The organism is Sciscionella marina DSM 45152 (assembly GCF_000379465.1).
Lineage (GTDB): Bacteria > Actinomycetota > Actinomycetes > Mycobacteriales > Pseudonocardiaceae > Sciscionella > Sciscionella marina.
In genome coordinates this window covers 1-2370 of sequence record NZ_KB905454.1, presented here as the reverse complement: position 1 = coordinate 2370, position 2370 = coordinate 1, and the positions used below count along the sequence as shown (strand labels likewise).

General features: G+C 67.7%; 2 protein-coding genes. One reads left to right on the top strand and one right to left on the bottom strand.

Features of this window, described 5'->3' with window-relative positions; all coding sequences use genetic code 11:
* Positions 1-353 precede the first annotated feature (353 nt).
* A complete protein-coding gene (locus A37U_RS0139075) occupies positions 354-1295 on the bottom strand; it encodes a GlxA family transcriptional regulator (protein WP_020502092.1) in 942 nt (313 codons plus the stop codon).
* Positions 1296-1402: 107 nt separating this feature from the next.
* Between A37U_RS0139075 and A37U_RS0139070 the strand changes: the two genes are divergently transcribed.
* The gene (locus tag A37U_RS0139070) at positions 1403-1714 is read left to right on the top strand and encodes a putative quinol monooxygenase (RefSeq protein ID WP_006247389.1); all 312 of its coding nucleotides are present in this window, start codon (positions 1403-1405) and stop codon (positions 1712-1714) included.
* Positions 1715-2370 lie beyond the last annotated feature (656 nt).

The following is a 2370-nucleotide window of genomic DNA, read 5'->3' as shown; positions in this document are numbered from 1 at the left end:
GTCCGCAGATAGACGTCGAGGTCTCCCGACGATGGAGGTTCCTACGCCATCCATCCGAAAGACCTCGACGTGTCCGACGCTACCCCGCCGGCCGGGTTCGGCCGCCCTGACCTGACCGCCTTCGCGGCTCATCCCAATCGACCCTGATCGGGTCTGCTGACCCCCTCGACGAGAACGCAGCGACATCACAGCCACCCAACCCCGACCGTCCGGGAAGCCGGGGCACGTCACATGGCCTGTGCTGCGGGCGTGTCGAGTGGGTCGTCCAGGGGCGACGCAGGAGCGTCGACGCGACGTGCTGAGAGGTGGTTCCAACCGAGCGCTAGGACACCGGCTACAGGCATGGCGATAGGTCAGGAACGGCGTCGCTCCCTGCGCAGGAGGGAGCGCAGAGTCTCGGCGTTCGCGTAGCCGACCCGTCGCGCGATCTCGGCGGAGGTGAGGTCCGTGGTTGCTGAGAGGTGCCGAGCTCGTTCGATGCGAAGCCGTTGGACGAAGCCGAGCGGAGTGAGGTTGAGCGCCGCACGGACTCGTCGTTCGAGGGTGCGCCGGCTGGTGCCGAGCGACTGCGCGACGACGGCGACGTTGAACGGTTCGTCCAGGCGGACGCGCACGAAGCGTTCGAACTCGACGACGATCGGGTCCTCGTGCCGGAGATGTTCGTAGGCGACGAAGGCCGCCTGCGACGGGCGCTCGTCGATGATGAGGAGCTTGGCGACATGTTGGGCCAGGTCGGGGCTGATCGATCGCACGAGTGAGAGCGCGAGGTCGATGTGGGCGAAGGCGGCGCCGGCGGTGACGAGGTTCCCGTCGACCACGACCATGGTGTCGAGATCGAGGGCGACGGTCGGATAGCGCTTCAGGAACTCCGGCCCCAGGAACCAGCTGGTCGTCGCCCGCCGATGATGCATCCGTCCGGTCTCGGCGACGGCGAACACGCCGGTGCACGCCGCGGCGATCCGGGTGGTCGCGTCGTCGAGGCGCCCGAGTGAGGCGATGACCGAACGAGCATCTCGGCTCTGGAGGGCGTCGTGGGTCGCGGCGGCCGTGAGGGTTCCAAGCGCAGGGACGACGACCACGTCGAACTCTCCGGACTCCGACAGCGGGTGGTCCACCGACAGGGTCATCGATGCCGTCGTGGTCACTCGCCGTTTCGGTCCGAGGATGGCGAGTTCGATCGGGTCGATCCGCGGGTCGACATCGCCGCGGGCTCCGTCGGCCACCCGCACGATGTCGATGACCGACGCGACCGCCGAACCGAAGCAGCCGTCGATCGCGATCAGTCCGATACGCATGGCGCGAACAATAGCAATACTGCCGTATACGCCACTCCCCACCGGCCCTCGCTCGTCATACGCTGAACTCGCCCCACGAAGAACCCCGACTTCAAGGAGAACCCCTCATGTCCACACCCGCATCACTTCCGTATGCCTTCGTCGCCAAGATCGTCGCGGCCGATGGACAGCACGACGCGCTCGCCGATCTGCTCGCCGGCGCTGTCGCACTCGCCAACGAAGAAGTAGGAACGATTGTCTGGTTCGCGGCTAGGACCCACGCCGACACCTTCTGGATCTTCGATGCATTCCCCGACGAGGCCGCTCGCGACGCCCACGCCAACGGCGCCATCGTCGCAGCCCTGATGGCCAACCAGCACCTCCTCGGCGCAGCACCCGAGATCCTGGCGGCCGACGTCCTCGCGTCCAAGCTCCCGTAGTCCGCCAACGCACGAGACGATCGCGCCCCGCCGAGCCGTCGGACCCGACCGCCTCGACACCCGCACCACGTTGACGATCCCCGACGGGCCGATCACGAGGAGGCCAGGCAACACCAGGCGCAAGCCTGGAGCGGCACTGTTTCACCGGTGGTCATCGAGAGAGCCAGCGCGGTTCCATGGCAGCGCAACTGTGTCAACTTGCCCTCCGTCCCGCGAGGCGCCGTGGGCGGGTCGTGGTTGCGATCCGTTGCCGTGACGGGAGACGCGTTGCGCGTCGCAGCGATGACGGGTCGTTGGCGTTCCGGGGCGTTGCGTTCGTGCGCGCCGCGCGTGCGGCATGGAGCATCTCGCTGCGCACACAACGATCGCTGCGCCGACGCACCGTTGACACCTCGCACGTCCAGGTCGCGACACAACGCCACGCTGCGTTGCCGAGCGGAGCGAGGCATATCGGCACACGGACAGGATGCCGGCCGCGAGCGCTCAGCCGGCGAGGGGTCCGTCGCAGAGGAGAGCGACGTCGGTGTCGGGCAGAGCCGTGAGGCCAGCGCATTGCGCGACTGTCAATGGCCAGTTTGTTGTCCCCGTTGGCGGCCAGATGTTGTTCCCGTTGGCGGCCATTTAGGGCTCCCCGACGGCGGCCAGATGGTTCCCCG

Coding starts and splice junctions, on each gene's coding strand:
- A37U_RS0139075 (WP_020502092.1), bottom strand. CDS start 1,295: ATGCGTATCGGACTGATCGCGATCGACGGCTGCTTCGGTTCGGCGGTC.
- A37U_RS0139070 (WP_006247389.1), top strand. CDS start 1,403: ATGTCCACACCCGCATCACTTCCGTATGCCTTCGTCGCCAAGATCGTC.